Origin of the sequence: Mesorhizobium sp. M0910 (assembly GCF_040319465.1) — a bacterium.
GTDB lineage: Bacteria > Pseudomonadota > Alphaproteobacteria > Rhizobiales > Rhizobiaceae > Mesorhizobium.
In genome coordinates this window covers 345553-362621 of record NZ_JAMYNZ010000006.1, presented here as the reverse complement: position 1 = coordinate 362621, position 17069 = coordinate 345553, and the positions used below count along the sequence as shown (strand labels likewise).

Below are 17069 nucleotides of genomic sequence, written 5' to 3'. Positions count from 1 at the left end.
ATGCTTGTAAGCCAGGCACGCGGGAAATGCTTCGGCCGCCATCCAACGATGGTCGCTATGCTGACATTCGTCGGATCGCCGCTAGGCAAAGCCGCATCAAACCGCTAGACCCGCCCGCGCCCGGCGTGGCAGAAAGCCGGTGGCTTTTGTCGGAGACATGAATTGATGCCGGACTATGACGTGCTTTGTATCGGAAATGCCATCGTCGACATCATCGCCCAGTGCGACGAGGCGTTCCTGGAGACCAACGGCATCATCAAGGGCGCGATGAATTTGATCGACACAAGGCGCGCCGAACTGCTCTACAGCCGCATGGGCCCGGCCATCGAAGCCTCGGGCGGCAGCGCCGGCAACACGGCGGCGGGCATTGCCTCCTTCGGCGGCCGCGCCGCCTTCTTCGGCAAGGTCTCCAACGACGCGCTCGGCGAAATCTACGCGCATGACATCCATGCCCAGGGCGTCGCCTTCGACACAAAGCCGCTCAACGGCGAACCGCCGACGGCGCGCTCGATGATCTTCGTCACGCCGGACGGCGAGCGCTCGATGAACACCTATCTCGGCGCTTGCGTCGAGCTCGGCCCGGAGGACGTCGAGGCCGACAAGGCGTCGGGCGCCGCCGTCACCTATTTCGAGGGCTATCTGTGGGACCCGCCGCGCGCCAAGGAAGCGATCCGGCAGACGGCGAAACTCGCCCACGCCGCCGGGCGCGAAGTGTCGATGACCCTGTCGGACTCGTTCTGCGTCGACCGCTACCGCGACGAGTTCCTCGATCTGATGCGCTCCGGCACCGTCGACATCGTCTTTGCCAACAGCCACGAGATCAAGTCGCTCTACCAGACATCGTCCTTCGACGAGGCGCTGGCGCAGATCCGCAAGGACTGCAAGATCGCCGCCGTCACCCGCTCGGAAAAGGGCTCGGTGATCGTGCGCGGCGACGAGACCGTCACCATCGAGGCGACCAGGATCCGCGAGCTGGTCGACACCACCGGCGCCGGCGACCTCTACGCCGCCGGCTTCCTCTACGGCTATACGCAAGGCCGCAGCCTCAAGGATTGCGGCGATCTCGGCTCGCTGGCCGCCGGACTGGTCATCCAGCAGATCGGCCCAAGGCCAAGGCAGAATTTGCGCCGAGAGGCCGAGCAGGCGGGGTTGTTGTAGCCGCTACGCGCTCCTCAAGCTCCCGCGCTATACGCCGCGATCGCCGCCATATTGACGATGTCTGAGTCCTTGGCATTGAGCGAGACGATCTGAACCGGCTTGTTCAGGCCGACCAGCAGCGGGCCGATGACGGTCGAGCCGCCGAGCTCCTGCAGCATCTTGGTCGAGATCGAGGCCGAGTGGAAAGCCGGCATGATCAGCACATTGGCCGGACCGGTGAGGCGGATGAACGGATATTGCGCCATGGCGCGGGCGTTGAGCGCCACGTCGGCGGCCATTTCGCCGTCATACTCGAAATCGACGCGGCGCTTGTCGAGGATGCGCACCGCTTCCTGGACGCGCTCGGAGCGCTCGCCCTGCGGATGGCCGAAGGTCGAATAAGCGAGCATGGCGAGCCTCGGCTCGTAGCCCATGCGGCGGGCAAAGCCGGCGGCCTCCTCGGCGATGTCGGCGATCTGTTCAGCATTCGGCATGTCGTGCACGGCGGTGTCGGCAACGAGGACGGTGCGGCCCCGCGCCAGCACGATCGACACGCCGATAACGCAGTGCCCGGGCCTTGCGTCGATGACGCGGCGGATGTCATCGAGGGCCGTCGAATAGTTGCGGGTGACGCCGGTGACGATGCCGTCGGCATCGCCCAGCGCCACCATGCAGGCGGCGAAATGGTTGCGGTCGTTGTTGATCAGCCGCTGGCAGTCGCGGAACAGGAAGCCTTTGCGCTGCATGCGCTCGTAGAGATAGTCGGCGTAGACCGAGTTGCGCCGCGACAGCCGCGCATTGATGATCTCGATGCCTTGCTTGCCGAGGTCGATGCCGGCGTTGCGCGCGTTTTCCTTGATGATGTCGTCGCGGCCGAGCAGGATGGCGGTGCCGAGCCGCTGGTTCACATAGGAGACGGCGGCGCGCATCACCTGCTCCTCCTCGCCCTCGGCAAAGACGATGCGCTTGGGCTGGCGGCGCACCCGGTCGTAGATGCGCTGCAGCGTCGATGCGATCGGGTCGCGGCGGGCGGAAAGCTCCTGCGCGTAGCGGTCCAGATCGAGGATCGGCTTGCGGGCGACGCCGGAGTCCATCGCCGCCTTGGCGACCGCGATCGGGATCGCCGAGATCAGGCGCGGATCGAACGGCACCGGGATGATGTAGTTTGGACCAAATTTCGGCCGCATGCCCTGATAGGCGGCGGCGACGTCGTCGGGCACGTCCTGGCGCGCCAGTTCGGCGAGCGCTTTGGCCGCGGCGATCTTCATGTCGTCGTTGATGGTGGTTGCCCGCACATCGAGCGCGCCGCGGAAGATGTAGGGGAAGCCAAGCACGTTGTTGACCTGGTTGGGATAGTCGGACCGCCCCGTCGCCATGATGGCGTCGGTGCGGATCTCGGCGACCTCCTCCGGCGTGATCTCGGGGTCGGGATTGGCCATGGCGAAGATGATCGGGTTCTTGGCCATCGACTGCACCATCCTGGTGGTCAGCGTGCCCTTGGCCGAGAGGCCGAGGAACACGTCGGCGCCGTCCAGCGCTTCGGCCAGCGAGCGCGCACCGGTTTTCACGGCGTGCGCCGATTTCCACTGGTTCATGCCTTCGGTGCGACCCTGGAAGACCACGCCCTTGGTGTCGCATAGGATGATATTTTCTGGCGCAAAGCCCATCGCCTTCATCAGTTCGATGCAGGCGATGCCGGCAGCGCCGGCGCCGTTGCAGACCATTTTCGTGGTCTTCATGTCGCGGCCGGTGATTTCCAGCGCATTGATCAGGCCGGCGGCCGAAATGATGGCGGTGCCGTGCTGGTCGTCATGGAAGACCGGTATGTCCATCAGCTCGCGCAGCCGCTGCTCGATGATGAAACACTCCGGCGCTTTGATGTCCTCGAGGTTGATGCCGCCGAAGGAGGGGCCGAGAAAACGCACGCAGTTGATGAATTCGTCGGCATCCTCGGTGTCGACCTCGAGATCGATGGAATCGACGTCGGCGAAGCGCTTGAACAGCACCGCCTTGCCTTCCATCACTGGCTTCGAAGCAAGCGCGCCGAGATTGCCGAGGCCAAGGATGGCGGTACCGTTGGAGATGACGGCGACCATGTTGCCGCGAACCGTATAGTCGAAGGCGCGGCTCGGATCCTCGGCGATGGCGAGAACCGGCACGGCAACGCCCGGCGAATAGGCGAGGCTGAGATCGCGCTGCGTCGCCATCGGTTTTGTTGCGACGATCTCCAGCTTGCCCGGACGTCCCATGGCATGGAATTCCAATGCCTCCTGGGCGCTGACGGAGGGCCCGTTGCTTTCGGATTTCTTGGCCATAATGCTTTCGGTTCCTCGCCCGTACGGCACCGCTTGAGATGGGTGCGCATGCTTTCTTTTGTGGAAGGTTCGGGATTAAGGCTACACTTCGCCGCTGTAAACCGCCAAGCATGGCCTGGAAAATTTTGGAAGCAGCTTCTTGAACGACGAGACGCCCATTCGAAGCGACAATGCCACGCCGGCCTTCGCGCCGGCGACGCCGATGATGGAGCAGTATATCGAGATCAAGGCGGCGAACCCGGATTCGCTGCTGTTCTACCGCATGGGCGATTTCTACGAGCTGTTCTTCGACGACGCCGAGAAAGCAAGCCGGGCGCTCGGCATCGTGCTGACCAAGCGCGGCAAGCACCAGGGGCTCGACATCCCGATGTGCGGCGTGCCGGTGCATGCCGCCGACGATTATCTGCAGAAGCTGATCGGCCAGGGGTTCCGCGTCGCCGTCTGCGAGCAGATCGAGGATCCGGCGGAGGCCAGGAAGCGCGGCGGCAAATCGGTGGTGCGCCGCGACGTGGTGCGGCTGGTAACGCCCGGCACCATCACCGAAGACAAATTGCTGGCGCCGTCGGAATCGAGTTTTCTGATGGCGCTGGGACGGGTCAAGGGCGGGGCCGAGCATTCCTTTGCCTTGGCCTGGATCGAGATCTCGACCGGTGTCTTCCGCGTCGCCGAGACCACCGCCGACCGGCTGCTCGCCGATGTCTTCCGCGTCGACCCGCGCGAGCTGATCGTCGCCGAGCCGGTGTTTTACGACCCGGAGCTGAAACCGGTCTTCGACGTGCTCGGCCGTGTCGCCAGCCCGCAGCCGCCGTCGTTGTTCGATTCGGCTTCGGCCGCCGGCCGCATCGCCCGCTTCTTCGAGGTGGCGACCCCTGACAGTTTCGGCTCGTTTTCGCGCGCCGAGCTGTCGGCGATCTCAGGCGTCATCGCCTATGTCGAAAAGACGCAGAAAGCCGAGCGGCCGCCGCTGTCGCGGCCGGAGCGCGAGGAGCAGGGCTCGACGCTGTTCATCGACCCGGCGACGCGCGCCAACCTGGAACTGCTGCGCACGCTGTCCGGCAGCCGCGACGGATCGCTGTTCAAGGCGATCGACCGCACGGTGACCGGCGGCGGGGCAAGGCTGCTCGCCGACCGGCTGATGGCGCCGCTGACCGATCCGGCGGCAATCGCTGCAAGGCTGGACTCGGTGTCGTTCTTCCGCTCCGAGACGCGCCTTTGCCAGGCGGTGCGGGCAAGCCTGAAAAGCGTTGGCGACATGCCGCGCGCGCTGTCCAGGCTGGCGCTCAACCGCGGCGGCCCGCGCGACCTCGGCGCGCTGCGCGCCGGTTTCGAAGCGGCCGGCGCCATCGCCGAACTGTTCGGCCAAATCGCCTTGCCGGGCGAACTGGCCGCGGCATTGGGAGCTATTAAGGCGCTGCCCAATGAACTGGCGGCGCATCTGGCGCAGGCGCTGAGCGACGAGCTGCCGTTGCTCAAGCGCGACGGCGGCTTCGTCCGCGGCGGCTACCACGCCGAACTCGACGAGATGCGGGCGTTGCGCGACGAGTCGCGGAAAGTGATCGCCGGGCTGGAGCGCTCGCTGATCGACGAGACCGGCATCCGCTCGCTGAAGATCAGGCACAACAATGTGCTGGGCTATTATATCGAAGTCACCGCCAATCATCATGCGCTGATGACCGGCAGCGACGGCGCCAGGGCGCGCTTCATCCATCGCCAGACCATGGCCAACGCCATGCGCTTCACCACCACCGAACTCGCCGAGCTGGAAACCAAGATCGCCAATGCGGCCGACCGGGCGCTGGCGATCGAGCTTGCCGCTTTCGAGGCGCTGACGGCGCAAGTGGTCGGCCACGCCGACAGGATCCGTGCCGGCGCCGAAGCGCTCGCCGTGCTCGACGTTTCGGCCGCACTTGCCTTGCTTTCCGAGAGCGAGGCCTGGTGCCGGCCGTTGGTCGATGCGAGCCTTGCCTTCGAGATTTCGGGCGGACGCCACCCGGTGGTCGAACAGGCGCTGCGGCGTTCCGACGAAGGCACGTTCGTCGCCAATGATTGCGATCTGTCGCCGCAAGGCGATGCCAAGACCGGCGCGATCTGGCTGCTGACCGGCCCCAATATGGGCGGCAAGTCGACCTTCCTCAGGCAAAACGCGCTGATCGCCATCCTTGCCCAGACCGGTTCCTTCGTGCCCGCGGCATCAGCCCATATCGGCGTCGTCGATCGGTTGTTTTCGCGGGTCGGCGCCTCCGATGACCTGGCGCGCGGCCGCTCGACTTTCATGGTCGAGATGGTCGAGACGGCGGCGATCCTCAACCAGGCAGGCGAGCGCGCACTGGTCATCCTCGACGAGATCGGCCGCGGCACCGCCACTTTCGACGGCCTGTCGATTGCCTGGGCGGCGGTCGAATATCTGCACGAGAAGAACCGCTGCCGGGCGATCTTCGCCACGCATTTCCACGAAATGACGGCGCTGGCCGGGAAACTTACACGGCTCCACAACGTCACCATGCGGGTCAAGGAATGGGAAGGCGACGTGGTCTTCCTGCACGAGGTCGGCAAGGGTGCGGCCGACCGTTCCTACGGCGTCCAGGTGGCGCGGCTGGCCGGCCTGCCGGAAGCCGTCGTCGGCCGGGCCAAGGAAGTGCTGCACCAGCTCGAAGCGGGCGAGGTCTCGGGCAAGGCCAACCGTCTGGTCGACGACCTGCCGCTGTTTTCTGTGGCGGCGCAGCGGGAAGCGTCGAAGCCGGCGAAGAGTGATGGGCTGGGTTTGGCGCTAGCGGAGATCAATCCCGACGAGATGACGCCAAGGGAGGCGCTGGAGGCGCTGTACAGATTGAAGGGGATGCTGGCGAAGTAGGGCTTCTGCAATCGGAGCGGCGTCGCCGAAACCGCAATCTCCCGCACGAGGGACCCACGGGGGGGGGAGATTGGCAGCTTCACCCTCAAATCATCGCCAAGCCCGACTTCCGCCTCGGCGGTGGGAAGGTGCGGTCAATTTCGGCGAAATCTTCGCTTGTGAGCTCGATGTCCAATGCCGCGACATTCTGCCGGATATGCTCCGCGCGGCTAGCTTTGGGAATCGCGATCACGCCCTCCTGCGCCATCACCCATGCAAGTGCGATCTGCGCCGGCGTCGCACCGTGGCGGGCGGCGATGGCATCTAACCTGGCGTTGCGCGCCAATATCCCCTGATCGACCGGCGAATAGGCCATCAGCGGCATACCGCGTTGCCGGCTCCACGGGGCGAGGTCGAACTCGACGCCGCGCTGCGACAGATTGTAGAGCACCTGGTTGGTCTGGACATTGCCGCCGGCCGGCAACCGAACCAGCTCTTCCATCTCATCGGTATCGAAATTGCTGACGCCCCAATGGCGGATCTTGCCGGCCGCCTTCAACGCTTCGAACGCCTCTACCGTTTCCATCAAAGGAACGCTGCCCGGCCAATGCAGGAGATAGAGATCGATGCGGTCGGTGGCGAGATGCCTCAGGCTGTTCTCGCAGGCCCGTTTCACGCCGGCGCGCGAGGCATTGGACGGCAGCACTTTGGAGACCAGGAAAACCTCGTCGCGGTGCCCGGCGATGGCCTCCGCCACCACCTGCTCGGCACCGCCGCTGGCATACATTTCGGCGGTGTCGATCAGCGTCATGCCGAGATCCAGCCCTAGCTTCAGGGCATTGGCCTCGTCTGCGCGGCGGCGGGTATCCTCGCCCATCTTCCAGGTGCCCTGGCCGAGCACCGGCACGGCTTCGCCGCAGGGCAGGGTGGTCGTTCTTATCGTCGATGCCATGGCATGCTCCAGTCCGAGGCCCGGATAGCACCATAGCCGCCTAGGGAAATCCAGGTGTAGCAGAAATCCAGGTGAAGCCTCTCGCCGACAGCGTGACGCCTACTTCACCGGATGGGCGGCGAGCCAGTCTTGCATCTGCTTGATCTCGGCTTGCTGCGCGGCGATCACTGCTTCCGCCAGCTTGCGGATTTCCGGATCCTTGCCATTGGCGAGCTCGATCTTGGCCATATCGATGGCCGCCTGGTGATGCGGGATCATGCCGCGGGCGAAATCGACATCGGCATTGCCGGAATATTCGATTGCCATCATGTCGGTATGCATCTTGTCCATCGCCGCCTTGTAGCCCTCGGTCGAGGGGCTCTGCGCGCCCATTGCGCCCATGTCGTGCTTCATCTCCTCGGCTTGTGCCGGAACGCTTTCGAGGAAAACAGCAAGCAGCATTCCCGCCGCCATCATCAGCAGCACGATCTTCTTGGCCAAGGTCATTCATCGTCTCCTTTTTTGAACAGGGTCTATCTGGAAGTTTTACTCAGAGTTTCAACGTCCTGAGCCGCAATGCGTTGGCGATGACCGAAACCGAAGACAGGCTCATCGCCGCCGCCGCGAGCATCGGCGACAACAGCGTGCCGGTGAGCGGATAGAGCACGCCGGCAGCGACCGGCACGCCAAGCACATTGTAGAGGAAAGCGAAAAACAGGTTCTGGCGGATGTTGCGGATCGTCGCGCGGGCCAGCGTCCTGGCCCTGACGATGCCGTTGAGATCGCCCTTGACCAGCGTTATCCCCGCACTTTCGACCGCAACATCGGCGCCTGTGCCCATCGCGATGCCGACATCGGCGGCGGCAAGTGCGGGCGCATCATTGACGCCATCGCCGGCCATGGCGATGCCCGCACCGCCGGCACGCAATTCCTCGACCAGCGCGTTCTTCTGTTCGGGCAAAAGCCCGGCACGCACCGCGTCGATGCCGAGCTTGGCTGCGATGGCCTTGGCGGTGCGCTCATTGTCGCCGGTCGCCATGACGATCTTCAGCCCACTGTCATGCAGCGCCCTGATCGCCTCGGCGGTCGTCGCCTTGATCGGGTCGGCGACGGCAACGAGGCCGGCGAGCTTGCCTGCGACAGCGACGAACATCGCGGTCTTGCCATCGGCCTGCAGCGCCTCGGCACTGGCCAGGACCGATGCCGTGTCGATGCAGAGATCGGCCATCATCGCGGCATTGCCGAGCGCCACTTTCTGTCCCGAGACCGTGCCGGAAACGCCCTTGCCGGTGACGGCCTCGAAGCCGCTCGCGTCGGGGACCTTCACGTCGCGTTCGTGGGCGCCGTCGACGATAGCCTCGGCCAGCGGATGCTCCGAGCCTTTTTCCAGCCCGGCGGCGAGCGCCAGCAGATCGTCTTGTGCCATGCCTTCGACGGCGACGACGTCGGTCAGTCGCGGCCGGCCTTCCGTCAGCGTTCCCGTCTTGTCGACGATCAGCGTGTCGACCGAGGCAAAACGTTCGAGCGCCGCCGCTTCCTTGATCAGCACGCCGGCATGCGCGCCGCGTCCGGTGGCGGTCATGATCGACATGGGCGTGGCAAGGCCGAGCGCACACGGACAGGCAATGATCAGCACCGAGACCGCCGCGACGATGGCAAAGACCAGGCTGGGTTGCGGTCCGATGATCGCCCAGGCGACGAACGCAATGATCGCAACCAGCACGACAGCCGGGACGAAGTAGAACGAGACGCGGTCGGCCAGCCCCTGGATCGGTGCGCGTGAACGCTGCGCCTTGGCGACCAGCTCGACGATGCGTGCCAGCGTCGTCTCGGCGCCGATCTTTTCGGCGCGCATGACCAGGGAGCCGTTCTTGTTGAGCGTGCCGCCGGTGAGGTTGTCGCCTTCGGTCTTTTCGACCGGCAGCGGCTCGCCCGTGATCATCGATTCGTCGATGGAGGAGCGTCCTTCGAGCACAATGCCGTCGACCGGCACGGCATCGCCGGGGCGGATGCGCAAGCGGTCGCCGGCCTTGATCGTATCGAGCGGCACGTCGTTTTCGGAACCGTCCGCGCCGATCAGCCGCGCCGTCTTCGGCGCCAGGTCGAGCAGCGCACGGATCGCCGACCCGGTTTTCTCGCGGGCACGCAATTCCAGCACCTGGCCGAGGAATACCAGCGCGACGATCACCGCCGCCGCCTCGAAATAGACCGGCACGGTGCCGTCATGGCCGCGGAACTGGTGCGGAAAGAGGCCCGGAAACAGGGTGGCGACGACGCTGTAGAGATAGGCGGCACCGACGCCGAGCGAAATCAGCGTCCACATATTGGGGCTGCGGTTCAGGATCGAATCCCAGCCGCGGTGGAAGAACGGGAATGCCGCCCACAGCACCACGGGACTGGCCAGCGCCAGTTCCAGCCAGACCTTCGCACCGTCGTCGATGAAAGCCTGGAACGTCAGGCCGAGCATCGGTGCCATGGCGATGACCAGCAACGGCACGGACAGCACTGCGCTCACCCAGAAACGCCTGGTGAAGTCGACCAGTTCGGGGTTCGGTCCCTCGTCGCCGGTCGGCACGCCCATCGGCTCCAGCGCCATGCCGCAGATCGGGCAGGAGCCGGGCTTGTCGCGGATGATTTCCGGGTGCATCGGGCAGGTGTATTGCGTACCTTTCGGCATCGCCTGCGGCGCCGGCCTGTCGCCGAGATACTTTGCCGGCTCGGCCTCGAACTTCGCCTGGCAAGCGGCGGAGCAGAAATAGAAACCCTGGCCCGCGTGCCGCAAAAAGTACCTGGCCGTGGCGCGGTCGACGCTCATGCCGCAGACGGGATCGGTGGCCGTCAGGTATTTTTCCGGCTCGGCGATGAATTTCGAGCGGCAGCTTTCGCTGCAGAAATGATAGCGATGGCCGCCATGCTCGGCGGTCGGCTTGCCGGCAGCCGGATCGACGGTCATGCCGCAGACCGGATCGCGGACGACGGCGTCCGCAGCAGAGGTGGCGCCTTTTGCCGAGCAACAGCTGCCATGGGCGTGATGATGGTGGTCGGAATGCGTCATGCCGAAAGCCCCTGTATTTCGATGTTGCGGCGGAGGTAGTGCTTCCAGTAACTGGAAGGTCAAGGGCCGATTTTCGATTTTTCGCAGCCAATCCCAAACCGAACCGGCTGCGGGCACGAGACGATCGTCCAGTTCCACCGCTGCGGAGAACGCGTCCGTCAGCCCCATACCCAGCGCCGCGAAAACGCGCTATAGACGCCGCCGAAACGGCGAGGCCGAACGGCATCTATGGCAAGAATATCACTGAAGCTCGAGGAATTGGTCGACGGCGAGGCCTTGCGTCGCGAGATGACCGAAGTGACCGCGGCCATGGCAGGCGACGGTTCGGGCAAGGCCGCGCGCAGCGGTGTTCTCAAGCTCCTCAAAAGCCAACTCGCCGACGGCCGCACGGTCGCCGAACGCATGCTGATGGACGACGGCAGCGGCACCGCCTGCGCCGCCCGGCTGTCGCATCTGATGGACGAGATCATCCGCGCGCTCTACGATTTCGCCGGCACCCACGTCTATCGCGTGAAAAACCCGTCATCCGCCGAGCGCATGGCGGTCGTCGCCGTCGGCGGCTACGGCCGCGGCACGCTGGCGCCGGGCTCCGACATCGATCTCCTGTTCCTGCTGCCCTACAAGCAGACGCCGTGGGGCGAGCAGATTGTCGAATACATGCTCTACATGCTGTGGGATCTGGGGCTGAAGGTCGGCCACGCCACGCGCAACATCGACGAATGCCTCAGGCTGTCGCGCACCGACGTCACCATCCGCACCTCGATCCTGGAAGCGCGTTTCCTATGGGGCGAGCAAAAACTCTATGACGAGCTTTTGCAGCGCTTCGACCACGAAGTGGTGCGCACCACCGGCCCCGAATATGTCCAGGCCAAGCTCGCCGAACGCGACGAGCGCCACGCCAAGGCCGGCGAGAGCCGCTATCTGGTCGAACCGAATGTCAAGGACGGCAAGGGCGGCCTGCGCGACCTGCAGACGCTGTTCTGGATCGGCAAATATTTCTACCGGGTGCGCACCGGCGAGGAACTGGTCGACAAGGGTGTCTTCACCGACGCCGAATACAGGGAATTCCAGAAGGCCGAGGACTTCCTGTGGGCGGTGCGCTGCCACATGCATTTCCTCACCGGCAAGGCCGAGGAGCGGCTGCATTTCGACATCCAGCGCGACATTGCCGAGCGGCTCGGCTACACCACCCATCCCGGCCTGTCGGCGGTCGAGCGCTTCATGAAGCACTACTTCCTCGTCGCCAAGGACGTCGGTGACCTGACCCGCATTTTCTGCGCCGCGCTCGAGGAGGAGCAGGCCAAGCATGTGCCGGGCTTCAACCGCATTTTCCTCACCTTCTCGCGGCGCAAACGCAAGCTCGCCGGCACGGCCGATTTCATCGTCGACAACCACCGCATCAACATTGCCGACGACGAGGTGTTCGAGCGCGATCCGGTCAACCTGCTCAGGCTGTTCTGGTTTGCCGACAGGCACGGCTTGGAATTCCACCCTGATGCGCTGAAGCTTCTCACGCGTTCGCTCGGCCTCGTCGGCAAGGCGCTCAGGCGCGACGAGGAGGCCAACCGGCTGTTCCTCGACATCTTGACCTCGGACCGCAATGCCGAGCTCAATTTGCGGCGCATGAACGAGGCCGGACTGCTTGCCAAGCTGATCCCGGACTTCGGCAAGATCGTCGCCATGATGCAGTTCTCGATGTACCACCACTACACGGTGGACGAGCATTTGATCCGCTGCATCGGCGTGCTGGCCGAGATCGAACGCGGCGACGGCGAAAAGGTCCATCCGCTCTCCCACTCGCTGATGCCGGGGCTGAAGAAGAGCCGCGAGGCGCTCTATGTCGCCGTGCTGCTGCACGACATCGCCAAAGGCAGGCCGGAGGACCATTCGCAAGCCGGCGCCAGGATCGCCCGGCGCATCTGCCCGCATATGGGGCTCTCGCCGGCCGACACCGAAACGGTTGCCTGGCTGGTCGAGAACCACCTCGTCATGTCGATGACGGCGCAGACCCGCGATCTCAACGACCGCAAGACGATCGAGGACTTTGCCGCCACCGTGCAGTCGGTCGAACGGCTGAAGATGCTTTTGGTGCTCACCGTCTGCGATATCCGTGGCGTCGGGCCTGGTGTCTGGAACGGCTGGAAGGGCCAGTTGCTGCGCACGCTCTACTACGAGACCGAGCTTTTGTTGACCGGCGGGTTTTCGGAGGTGTCGCGCGCCAAACGGACGGCGGCGGCGCGCGAAGAACTGGCCGAGGCGCTTGCCGACTGGCCGGAAAAGGCCCGCAAGCGTTATGTCGGCCAGCACTACGAGAACTATCTGCTGGCGGTCGATCTTCCCGACCAGCTCCGCCATGCCGAATTCATCCGCGAAGCCGACCATGCCGGCAAGAAGCTCGCCACCATGGTGAAAACCCACCAGTTCGAGGCGGTGACCGAGATCACCGTGCTGGCGCAGGACCATCCGCGCCTGCTCTCGGTGATTGCCGGCGCCTGTGCCGCGGCCGGCGGCAACATCGTCGACGCGCAGATCTTCACCACCTCGGATGGCCGCGCGCTCGACACCATCCTGATCTCGAGGGAGTTCGACCGCGACGAGGACGAGCGCCGCCGCGCCGAGCGCGTCGGCCGGCTGATCGAGGACGTGCTGTCGGGCAAGAGCTGGCTGCCTGAAATGATCGAGAAGCGCACCAAGCCGCGGCGCGGCGCCAAGGTTTTCCGCATCCCGCCACGCGCCGAGATCCGCAACACGCTGTCGAACCGGTTCTCGGTGATCGAGGTCGAGGGGCTGGATAGGCCGGGCCTTCTGTCGGAGATCACCGGCATGTTGTCGGACCTGTCGCTCGACATCGCCTCGGCCCACATCACCACCTTCGGCGAAAAGGTCATCGACACGTTCTACGTCACCGATCTCACCGGCCAGAAGATCGACAGCCCGTCGCGTACGGCGACCATCCGCAACAGGCTGATCGCGGTGCTCGAGGGCACGGCGTCCGAGCGCGGCAAGACCAAAACGGCCGCCGAGTGACTGTTACCTTCCATTTGCCCCAATCCCACAGGCAGTCTTCAAGCGCATGAGCCTTGTCAAGAAATTCGCCACGGTCGCTTCCGGCACGCTGATGAGCCGCGCCCTCGGCTTCGGCCGCGAGATGCTGATGGCCGCCGCACTCGGCACCGGGCCGATCGCCGACGCCTTCAACGCCGCCTTCCAGTTCCCCAACACCTTTCGCCGGCTGTTCGCCGAAGGCGCCTTCAACGCCGCCTTCGTGCCGCTGTTCGCCAAGGAGATCGAGACGCACGGCACCGACGGCGCCAAGCGCTTTTCCGAAGAGGTGTTCGGCGTCTTGTTCACCGCGCTTCTGGCGCTGACCATCGCCATGGAACTGGCGATGCCGCTGATCGTGCGCTACCTGGTGGCGCCGGGCTTTGCCGACACGCCGGGAAAATTCGAAACGACGGTGGCACTGGCGACCGTGATGTTCCCCTACCTGATCTGCATGTCGCTCGGCGCCATGATGGCCGGCATGCTGAATTCGCTGCGCCGCTATTTCGCCGCCGCGGTGGCGCCGGTGTTCCTCAACGTCATCCTCATCGCCGTGCTCGCCTATGCCTGGTACAAGGGTTCGGACGCCCGCACCGTTGGTTTCGGCCTGGCCTGGGGTGTGCTGGCGGCCGGCCTGGTGCAACTGGCGATCGTCTGGGCGGCGGTGCGCCATGCCGGCATCTCGATCGGCTTCCGCCGGCCGAAGATGACGCCGAACGTCAAGCGGCTGCTGATCCTGGCGCTGCCGGCGGCTATCACCGGCGGCATCACCCAGATCAATCAGCTGATCGGCACGGCGATCGCGTCGGCGCAGGACAGCGCGGTGTCGTCGCTGGCCTATGCCGACCGCGTTTACCAGCTGCCGTTGGGCGTCGTCGGCGTCGCCGTCGCCATCGTGCTTCTGCCGGAACTGTCGCGGGCGCTGAAATCGGGCAATCTGGTCGAGGCCGCCAATCTGCAGAACCGCTCGGTCGAGTTCACTCTGTTCATGACGTTGCCGGCGGCGGCCGCGCTGCTGGTCATGTCCGAGCCGATCGTGCGGCTGGTCTATGAGCGCGGCGCCTTCGCCGCCAACAATTCGACGCCGACGGTCGCGGCAATCCTGGCGATCTTCGGCCTCGGCCTGCCGGCCTTCGTGCTGATCAAGGCGTTCACCCCAGGCTATTTCGCCCGCGAGGACACGCGCACGCCGATGATTTTTGCCGCCATCTCGGTGGCGGTTAACATTACGACGGCGCTGACGCTGTTTCCGATCATGGGCGCGCCCGGCATTGCCGTTGCCTCCGCCGTCGCCGGCTGGGTCAATGCGGCGATGCTGCTCGCCGTGCTGATCCGGCGCGGCCATTGGGGCCGCGACGTGCCGCTCATGAAACGCATCCCGCGGCTGGTGCTGTCGGCGGCGGTGATGGCCGCGGCGCTCTATTTTGCCGAACACTGGTTCGCCGCAAGTCTCGGCTCCGGCTCGCCGCTGGTGATCAAGGCGGTAACCTTGCTTGCGCTCGTCGCCGGCGGCGCGCTGCTTTACTTCGTCACCGCCTTCGCCACCGGCGGCGCCGATTTCGGCATGATCCGCCGCAATATCGGGCGGAAGGCGTCCCAGCCGGTCAAGGAGCACTCTCCGGATCCGTGAGGGGGAAAATTCATCAGCGCCAATTTTGTTCTTGCTTTGTGCCGGCAGCTATGCTACTAATCTCGGTATGGTGCTAATTGGCTCCAACGACCCGCCCACCGAGGCGGGTTTTTATTTCTGGTCGGCGCCATCCCTCAAACAGCCGTCTGTTCGGCCGACGTCAAAGCCTGCGCGCCCTGGCCAACGCCCCTCTTGATCGTCTCCTCGCTCTCGTCCATAAGCGCGCCGTCGCAAGACTTTCGCCGCGCGCGAAACGGCCCTCCACAAGCCAGGGAAACACCATGACCGATCAGCCCGCCTTCAAACAGCTCGTCTTTTCCGGCGTCCAGCCAACCGGCAATCTGCATCTCGGCAATTATCTCGGCGCCATCAAGAAATTCGTCGCCCTGCAGGACACCTCCGATTGCATCTACTGCGTCGTCGACCTGCATTCGCTGACCGCACAGCTCGTCCATCAGGATCTGCAGGACCAGACGCGGTCGATCACCGCGGCGTTTCTCGCCTCCGGCATCGAACCGACCAAGCACATCGTCTTCAACCAGTCGCGGGTGATGCAGCACGCCGAGCTTGCCTGGATCTTCAACTGCGTGGCGCGCATCGGCTGGATGAACAGGATGACGCAGTTCAAGGACAAGGCCGGCAAGGACCGCGAGAACGCCTCGCTCGGCCTGCTCGCCTATCCCTCCCTGATGGCCGCCGACATCCTCGTCTACCGCGCCACCCACGTGCCGGTCGGCGACGACCAGAAGCAGCATCTGGAGCTGACCCGCGACATCGCGCAGAAATTCAACAACGACTTTTCGGACCGCATCGCAGCGCTTGGCGTCGGCGTCGAGATGCAGGTCGGCGAAGAGACGGTGAACGGCTATTTCCCGCTGACCGAGCCGGTCATCGGCGGCCCGGCGGCGCGCATCATGTCGCTGCGCGACGGTTCGAAGAAGATGTCGAAATCCGATCCGTCGGACCTGTCGCGCATCAACCTGACTGACGATGCCGACGCCATCTCGAAGAAGATCCGCAAGGCCAAGACCGACCCGGAGGCTTTGCCCGGCGAACTGGACGGCCTTGCCGGCCGGCCGGAAGCGGAGAACCTCGTCGGCATCTATGCCGGCCTCGCCGAAATATCGAAAGAGGCGGTGCTGCAAGAGTTCGGCGGCCAGCAGTTTTCGGTGTTCAAGCCGGCGCTTGCCGATCTCGCCGTGGAAAAGCTGGCGCCGATCGCCGGTGAGATGCGCCGCATCTCCGGCGACCGCGCCTATGTCGACGCGGTGCTGCGGGATGGCGGCGAGCGTGCCGGCACATTGGCCGAAGCGACCATGAAGACCGTGCGCGACATTATCGGCCTGCTGCAAGGCTGATGCATGTCGCGCAAAGTGTGTAGCGGTTTGCGATAACGACATGCATAAAACAAGAACCTGAAGCGCGTCGCTGGTCGAACGCGACGCGCTTCAAGCCGCACCAATATCGCCACCGCCGCCTGTCGCTTGCGGGCGGGCTGTGGCGGTGGCAGATTGCGACCGAAACCATCGAACAGGGTGAATATGGTCTCCAAACGCCTCAGCCGCGAAGCCGGTCATCGCCGTAAGTTCCTGGCGATCATCGACGACACGCCGGAATGCGAGCGCGCCGTCGCCTATGCCTCGAAGCGGGCGCAAAGCACAGGCGGCGTGCTGGTGCTGCTCTATGTCATCGAGCCGGATGATTTCCAGCACTGGCTGGGCGTCGAGAAGATCATGCGCGAGGAGGCGACCGCCACGGCGCGTGCCGCACTCGACAGCTATGCCAACAAGGTGCGCCAGAAGCTCGGCATCGAGCCGGAACTGGTGGTGCGCGAAGGCAAGCCGACCGAAGAGATTCACAAGCTGATCGAGGAAGACCAGGACATCGCCATCCTGGTGCTGGCGGCAGGCGCCGGCAAGGAGGGGCCGGGGCCGCTGGTCGGCGCGGTCGCCGGCAAGGGCGCCGCCTTTCCGATTCCCGTCACGGTGGTGCCGCAGAACCTGTCGGACGAAGAGATCGACAGCCTCGCCTGAGATGCGCTGATATTCAGGTGAGGCCGGCCTGCAATTGGCGGCTTCCTGCGCTTCCGGTGCTCACGTACCAAAAGTACGCTCCGCTCCGGTTCTCGG

10 protein-coding genes are annotated in these 17069 nt (G+C 64.8%); 6 read left to right on the top strand and 4 right to left on the bottom strand.

Annotated features, from left to right (window positions below):
* Positions 1-165 precede the first annotated feature (165 nt).
* Positions 166-1158, top strand: a complete 993-nt coding sequence (locus tag NKH78_RS17735) for an adenosine kinase (protein WP_352644526.1) — start codon at positions 166-168, stop codon at positions 1156-1158.
* Between the two features lie 14 nt (positions 1159-1172).
* Here NKH78_RS17735 and NKH78_RS17730 read toward each other — a convergent pair whose 3' ends face one another.
* On the bottom strand, positions 1173-3452 hold the full coding sequence (locus NKH78_RS17730) for an NADP-dependent malic enzyme (RefSeq protein WP_352476062.1): 2280 nt from the start codon (positions 3450-3452) through the stop codon (positions 1173-1175).
* A 202-nt stretch (positions 3453-3654) separates the two neighbouring features.
* On the opposite strand from NKH78_RS17730, the gene mutS reads away from it, so the two are divergent.
* Positions 3655-6303 (top strand): DNA mismatch repair protein MutS, encoded by a 2649-nt coding sequence (mutS, locus tag NKH78_RS17725; RefSeq protein ID WP_352777921.1) that lies wholly within the window; start codon positions 3655-3657, stop codon positions 6301-6303.
* An 85-nt stretch (positions 6304-6388) separates the two neighbouring features.
* Here mutS and NKH78_RS17720 read toward each other — a convergent pair whose 3' ends face one another.
* The 3 genes from NKH78_RS17720 to NKH78_RS17710 form a co-directional block, all read right to left on the bottom strand.
* Positions 6389-7234, bottom strand: a complete 846-nt coding sequence (locus NKH78_RS17720) for an aldo/keto reductase (protein ID WP_352739344.1) — start codon at positions 7232-7234, stop codon at positions 6389-6391.
* Positions 7235-7333: 99 nt separating this feature from the next.
* Entirely contained in the window at positions 7334-7720 is a 387-nt protein-coding gene (copM, locus tag NKH78_RS17715) for a CopM family metallochaperone (protein ID WP_352455040.1), read from the bottom strand.
* A 43-nt stretch (positions 7721-7763) separates the two neighbouring features.
* The gene (locus NKH78_RS17710; RefSeq protein ID WP_352739346.1) at positions 7764-10268 is read right to left on the bottom strand and encodes a heavy metal translocating P-type ATPase; all 2505 of its coding nucleotides are present in this window, start codon (positions 10266-10268) and stop codon (positions 7764-7766) included.
* 228 nt (positions 10269-10496) lie between these two features.
* Between NKH78_RS17710 and NKH78_RS17705 the strand changes: the two genes are divergently transcribed.
* The 4 genes from NKH78_RS17705 to NKH78_RS17690 all read left to right on the top strand — a co-directional run bounded on the left by NKH78_RS17705 (position 10497) and on the right by NKH78_RS17690 (position 16973).
* A complete protein-coding gene (locus tag NKH78_RS17705; protein ID WP_352739348.1) occupies positions 10497-13295 on the top strand; it encodes a [protein-PII] uridylyltransferase in 2799 nt (932 codons plus the stop codon).
* Between the two features lie 46 nt (positions 13296-13341).
* Positions 13342-14940, top strand: coding sequence for a murein biosynthesis integral membrane protein MurJ (gene murJ, locus NKH78_RS17700; RefSeq protein ID WP_352739350.1), 1599 nt, complete (start codon positions 13342-13344; stop codon positions 14938-14940).
* 281 nt (positions 14941-15221) lie between these two features.
* Positions 15222-16298: a tryptophan--tRNA ligase gene (trpS, locus tag NKH78_RS17695; protein ID WP_352739352.1), complete on the top strand. Its 1077-nt coding sequence runs from the start codon at positions 15222-15224 to the stop codon at positions 16296-16298.
* A gap of 183 nt (positions 16299-16481) precedes the next feature.
* Positions 16482-16973 (top strand): universal stress protein, encoded by a 492-nt coding sequence (locus NKH78_RS17690; RefSeq protein WP_023717912.1) that lies wholly within the window; start codon positions 16482-16484, stop codon positions 16971-16973.
* The last annotated feature ends 96 nt before the right edge of the window (positions 16974-17069 follow it).

Excerpts from the sequence above, each read along its gene's own strand:
- NKH78_RS17735 (WP_352644526.1), top strand. The coding sequence starts at position 166 with ATGCCGGACTATGACGTGCTTTGTATCGGAAATGCCATCGTCGACATC.
- NKH78_RS17730 (WP_352476062.1), bottom strand. The coding sequence starts at position 3,452 with ATGGCCAAGAAATCCGAAAGCAACGGGCCCTCCGTCAGCGCCCAGGAG.
- mutS (WP_352777921.1), top strand. The coding sequence starts at position 3,655 with ATGATGGAGCAGTATATCGAGATCAAGGCGGCGAACCCGGATTCGCTG.
- NKH78_RS17720 (WP_352739344.1), bottom strand. The coding sequence starts at position 7,234 with ATGGCATCGACGATAAGAACGACCACCCTGCCCTGCGGCGAAGCCGTG.
- copM (WP_352455040.1), bottom strand. The coding sequence starts at position 7,720 with ATGACCTTGGCCAAGAAGATCGTGCTGCTGATGATGGCGGCGGGAATG.
- NKH78_RS17710 (WP_352739346.1), bottom strand. The coding sequence starts at position 10,268 with ATGACGCATTCCGACCACCATCATCACGCCCATGGCAGCTGTTGCTCG.
- NKH78_RS17705 (WP_352739348.1), top strand. The coding sequence starts at position 10,497 with ATGGCAAGAATATCACTGAAGCTCGAGGAATTGGTCGACGGCGAGGCC.
- murJ (WP_352739350.1), top strand. The coding sequence starts at position 13,342 with ATGAGCCTTGTCAAGAAATTCGCCACGGTCGCTTCCGGCACGCTGATG.
- trpS (WP_352739352.1), top strand. The coding sequence starts at position 15,222 with ATGACCGATCAGCCCGCCTTCAAACAGCTCGTCTTTTCCGGCGTCCAG.
- NKH78_RS17690 (WP_023717912.1), top strand. The coding sequence starts at position 16,482 with ATGGTCTCCAAACGCCTCAGCCGCGAAGCCGGTCATCGCCGTAAGTTC.